Source organism: Arthrobacter sp. 10T413_2 (genome assembly GCF_056394205.1).
In genome coordinates this window covers 1-5471 of the sequence record NZ_JBFTHK010000232.1, presented here as the reverse complement: position 1 = coordinate 5471, position 5471 = coordinate 1, and the positions used below count along the sequence as shown (strand labels likewise).

General features: G+C 70.1%; 4 protein-coding genes. 1 reads left to right on the top strand and 3 read right to left on the bottom strand.

Annotation, left to right across the window (positions count from 1 at the left end; all coding sequences use genetic code 11):
- Positions 1-380 precede the first annotated feature (380 nt).
- The 3 genes from holA to AC1DBQ_RS21255 form a co-directional block, all read right to left on the bottom strand.
- Positions 381-1397 carry a DNA polymerase III subunit delta gene (gene holA / locus AC1DBQ_RS21265; protein ID WP_476930401.1) on the bottom strand — a complete coding sequence of 339 codons (1017 nt, stop codon included), beginning with the start codon at positions 1395-1397 and terminating at the stop codon, positions 381-383.
- Entirely contained in the window at positions 1331-3136 is a 1806-nt protein-coding gene (locus tag AC1DBQ_RS21260; RefSeq protein WP_476930400.1) for a ComEC/Rec2 family competence protein, read from the bottom strand. Before AC1DBQ_RS21260 ends, holA begins: the two co-directional genes overlap by 67 nt.
- Before the next feature lie 298 nt (positions 3137-3434).
- Entirely contained in the window at positions 3435-4403 is a 969-nt protein-coding gene (locus AC1DBQ_RS21255; protein ID WP_476930399.1) for a ComEA family DNA-binding protein, read from the bottom strand.
- Positions 4404-4984: 581 nt separating this feature from the next.
- Between AC1DBQ_RS21255 and AC1DBQ_RS21250 the strand changes: the two genes are divergently transcribed.
- On the top strand, positions 4985-5471 hold a 487-nt coding region (locus AC1DBQ_RS21250; protein ID WP_476930398.1), incomplete at its 3' end, for a hypothetical protein.

Sequence of the window (5471 nt, the reverse complement as noted above, 5' to 3'; positions counted from 1 at the left end):
CCCCTCGGCCGGGCCGGAAGAACCCGGTCCCCGGGGTAACCACGTTCGCGGCAACACGAGGGTGCCCAGATTCGCTGGCGACGGCGTTGCTAGGTGGTTCCCGTGCAAGCGAGACGCCTCTGGGCGCGATTGGAGCCGAACTCATGACTATTGGACGAAGGAGGCAGCCAATTMGAGGGATCAGTTGGCGGTTTCAGCGGGTTCGGCCGGTTCAAATCGGAGCCTCCAGCACTGGTTGCGCGAAATTTCGTTGTTAGATKCGCGCCAAGTACCGCTTCGGCTCACACCGTCCTGCCGCGGGCTGATCCGTTCCGCGTTTGACTGGAAACGCCCGCCACGCCGGGTCCGCCGTTGGCGAGCCGGCGGCGCGCACCCGGGCGTCAGGACCTTCGGACAGACGTCGCAATCACAGTGACGGCGTGTTCCACGGCGTAGACGGGATMCCGGGACAGGCCTTTGACCTGCGCGTCAGCCTCGGCGGTGACCTGGATGGAGCGGACCAGCCCCTCGGGCGTCCAGCGCCGGACCTCCCTCTGGGCCTGTTCAACGAGCCACGGCTGCATCCCCAACTGTTTCGCAATCTGCGAGGACGACCCCTGCGCGCCAGCCACCTTTGCMAGGGAGCRCAGTTTGGATGCGAGGGCCGCCACGATCGGTACCGGGTCCGCGCCGGTGTCCAGGGCGTGGCGGAGCGTGGAGAGGGCGAGAGGGCCGTTCCCGGCCATCGCGGCATCGGCGACCTTGAAAGCCGTTGCTTCGACCCGGCCGCCGTAGTACCTGTCCACCATGGCGGCATCCACGGCCGTGGTGGCGTCAGCGATCAGCTGGCTGCAGGCGGCCGCGAGTTCCGCGAGCTGCGCGCCAACCGCGTTGACGAGGGCGTGCACGGCGTCGGGTTCGATGCGCCGGGAGGCTGCCTTGAACTCGGTCGTGACAAACGCGATCTTCTCGGCGTCTTTCTTGAGGGGCTGGCAGTCAACGACCGGCCAGCCGCCGGCCTTGATCGTATCCAGTAGCTTCTTGCCGCGGACTCCCCCGCCATGACGGAGCACCAGGACGGCATCCGGCTCCGGCTGTGCCACATACTTCAGGGTATCGGCGAGGAACGCATCGTTCATCGCCTCGAGTMCGTCGATCTCGATAAGCTTCTGCTCGCCGAAGAGTGACGGGCTGACGTTCATGGCCAGCGACCCGGCCGAGTAGCTCGCGGCGTTAAGCCGGGTGACTTCGACGTCGGGTGCCGCCTCGCGGACCTGCCCGCGGATACGGTCCATGGCACGCGCGCCCAAGTAGTCCTCCGGGCCGCCCACCAGGACGACAGCCGCAGGTGTCACATCGCGCCAGGTGGTGCTCTTCGTCGCCGAGGTCCTGGGCCGTGGGGTCTGGGCAGCAGCCACTCGTGATTCCTCCCGGAAGTTGGTTTGCAGACTCTAAGCGTCCCATGCCCGGACCGGTGCTCCAAGCCGCACCCCGCGCCCTGCCGGGCAGTCTGCCGGGCGGTCTGCCTGGACCGTCGGACGGACCCCAGGGCCCGCATCGCCGTTGGCCAGCCCTCCAGGACGGCGACGGTCCAGGCGTGTGCCGCCAGAGCCGCGCGAACCACCGCGGCGGGATGCAGGGCCAGCCAGACGATGCCGAGCTCAGTCGCGGAAAACATGCCCATGGTGGCCGCACCAAAGCCTCCGTCGGGCCACGGCAGCGCGGCGCCCGGAAGGCCCGCGAAGAAGCGTGCGATCCCCGCCACTGCCACGGCAAAGGCGGCAGCCGGGGCCATCAAAAGCTCGGCGGCGGCAGGGACTACAGGAAGAACGGCTGCGGCTGCGGTMCCGAGCAGCGTTACGGGCGCCACGAGCGGCGCGGCAGCCACGTTGGCGGGCAACGCGTAGGCGCCGAACTGCGGCTGCAGCAAGACGATCACCGGACCACAGAAGAGTTGGGCGGACAGCGGTACGGCCACGCCACCTGCGGCCCAACGCGGCAACGGCGCCGGAACCCAGTCCATGATGCGGCGGCCCGTCATCACAATTCCCAGCGTGGCCAGGACCGAGAGCACAAAGCCGAAGCTTGTCGCAAGGACCGGCTGCACCAGCAGCAGGCCTATGACGGCAACGCAGAGCAGGCTGAGTCCACGCCCTGCCCGGCCAGACGCCATGGATGCGAGACCGATGCCACCCATGAGCKCGGCCCGCAGCACGCTGGGGTCCGGCCCGACCATGAGGACAAACAGTCCGAGCCCGGCGAGGCTGGCCGCTGCGGCGGCCACACGCGGCAKACGCAGCGTGCGAGCCGTAAGCAGCAGCGTCMCCAGGATCAGGCTGCAGTTCGCGCCGCTGACGGCGGTCAGATGCGTCATCCCGACTGTCTTCATGGCCTCTTCCAGTTCCGCGTTCAGGGCACTGGTGTCGCCGGTGACCATCCCGGGCAGCAGCCCGCCCGCGTCGCCCCCGAACCGGGCTGCGGCGGCGGTGAAACTTCGGCGCAGCCCGCCGGGAKCTTGCTGCCAGAACCMGGGGCCGCGCAGCACCGTGGGCGCGGACGTGGTTGAAAGGGTTCCCGCCTCGGGCTCCCCCGGCGCGGCGGCGCGCAGTCTTCCGGTKGTGCGCAGCTGCTGGCCCGGAACTGCGTGCTCCCACGCCGCTCCTCCCATGACGACGAACCGGGCGTCGCCGGCGATCCTTCGGCCGTCGAAGGTCACGGCCTTTAGCGTCACGGGAACCGMCCAGCGGTMCGCCAGGCCGCTCGCTCCGGGGGTCCTGAGCCGCCGCGGCGCGCCCGCAACCTCCACTTCCGCGACCACCGCTGCTCGGGCGGCCACGGCCTCAGCAATCGCGCCGTCATGCCGCCGGGATGACTCGACGGCGGCGTGCGCGCCCGCCGCGACGGACAGCAACAAGGCCATGGCCAGGGTGGCGCGGAAGCTGCGCGCGGCCGCCGGCCCATGACGCGGGCCATACCGCAAGGTTCCACGGCCGGTATCGCCACGCCCAGCCCTGCGTAGCCCAACGTGGKAACGACCCGTCACGACCAGCAGCATTGCGGCGGCCGCCGCCATGCCGCCGCAGAGAAGTGCCAGCTCCGCCGGATTCAGCCAGTTGCCGGCGACGGCGGTCCCCCACACCAGAAGGGCCGGCGGCACCAGGCGCAGATCCGCCCGCCGTTGCCGTTCCCTTGGGCGCCGTTCCGCCGGGCGCCCGCGCCCGGAATCCGGCTGCAGCCCGCGATTCCGAAACAGCGATGTCCGGGACCCTCGAACCCCGGCGCCGGCCTCCGGGTCACCGGCTTCCCCGTGTGCCGGCGAGCGGACGGCCGCGTCGGCATACCGCTGCCAGAGGTTGCGTCCTCCGGACGCCGGAGCCCGCCCGGTGCTCCCCTCCACGCCTGGCCACGCCGTGTCAGCTTCATTCCGGGGCACGTTAGGGTCGCTCCGGGCCATTTCAGACGCTCACTAACKGCAACAGGGCCTCAAGCAACTTCGGGCCTATGCCGTCCACCGCATCGAGCTCCTGCACGGTCTTGAACCGCCCGTGCTGCGTCCGCCAGTCCACGATCCGCTGTGCCAGGACCGGCCCGACGCGCGGGAGGGTTCCCAGTTCCTCGAGCCCGGCAGTGTTGAGGTTGATCTTTCCGCCGCCGCCGCTTTGGCTCGTGCCGGCTGCGCCGGAACCCGGCAGCGGGGCGCCCCCGCCGTCGGACGCACCGGCCTGATCGGGTTCGCCGCGTATCGGCACGAGGACCTTCTGGCCGTCCTCCAGCACGGCTGCAAGATTGAGCCGGTCCGGCTCCGCGCCATCCGTCGCCCCGCCAGCCGCGGCAATGGCTTCGTGAAGCCGGCTCCCCGCTGGCAGCTGAATAACCCCGGGCCTGGCCACGGCACCGGCGACATGCACCGTKATTGTTCCCGCCCCACCGCTGGCATCCTCTCCCGGCGGCGCGCTGGCCGCCTCGGCCGACTGGGCGGGCGGCGCCTCCGTCGCGGGGGCGGACTCGCTGAGCGGCGCCATCCGGGGGCCTCCGGTGCCCGCCTGCCACCAGAAGCAGCCGCCCAGCACCGCGGCCAGGACACCCAGCAAAGCCGCTGCCCTMACACCTGTCCTTGCCCGCAGCCGCGCGGAAAGCGGGGGCCGTCCTTCCCGCCGGTGCCCGGCGAGTCCGCCCACGTGGTCTGCGAGGAAACCATGCGGGGGCGCCTGCACCTCCAGCAAGCCCGGGGAGGGCGCCGCCGCCCTGCCAGCATCCGACGCTGTGCCCGGGTATTCGGCGTCGGTGGCATGACGGTGGTTCCCGGCCTCCCCCGTTCCCCCGGCGCCCCCTTCGTCCCCGGAACGTMCCAGCGTCGCTGCCAGGCGTTCCCGGGCAACGCTGGCGCCTGCGGCGGATTCGGCTCCCGGGTCCCGGCGTGACATGGGAACGACTCTAGGAAACCCGCAACGCCACCGACATCCCGGACCGGGCGTATGTGGAAATACCTGCGTAAAACACGTATTAGAGCGCCAGCAGGCAAGTATTCCCTACGCTGGTGCCCGCCAGGACCCGGTGGTAACGTCTGGAGCCTCATCGAGAAACCTTGCCGGCTGGGGGCAATCTTGATCGTCTGGCTGTGTCCGCCAGACGTCGAAAGCTGGTGTGCAATGAAGTGGTTGTCTGGACCTGCCTCGGTTGCGGCTCTTGGCGTCGCAGCAGTGTTGGCAMCTCCTGCGACGGCAGACACAGCGCAAGCTACCTCGACCMAGGTCGTCAACTTCGCAGTTGACGGCAGTTACTGCCCGCAGCACGGCCTGTATGGCATAGCGCACGTGACGGTTGACGGCACCGCGGGAATGTCTGCCGACCAGAATTTMATCTGGACCACGCAAACAGCGGCCACGTCTATCCACTCGGTCCCGCCGCAGGGCGCCGTCGCGAACGTCACGGTTGTCTATCATTGCAACGTCCAGGTGCTCTGGTGGCTGGAGCCGGGCGACGCCCGAAGGGTGACCGCGGCCCTTTGGGTCAACGGTTCGGGCCCGCAGCCCAACTACACCATCGGGCCGAATCAGCCGACGCCTCCGCGGGTCGCACCGCCGACGCCGACGCCGACCCCACAGCCAACCGCGCAGCCGGCCCCCCAGCCGACGCCCGGGCCAACCTCGCAGCCGGCACCTCAACCGACGCCCCAGCCCACCCCGCCGCCGGCCTCGCAACCGGCACCTCAGCCACCGGCACACTCTGCCTCACAACAGGCGTCGCTACCGGCGTCGCTGACACCCGTGCAGCCCGCACAGCCGCTAGCCTCGGAACCGGCACCCCCGCCGACGTCCCGGCCAAGCACACAGCCTCMGACCGTGCCGGCCACACCACCGACACCGGAACCGACTGCGGAACCAACGTCCCAGCCGAGCACACCGCCGACGCTACAACCGACGCCACAACCGACGCAGGCGCCAACCACACAACCGACATCACAACCGACGTCGCAGCCGACACCGGATCAG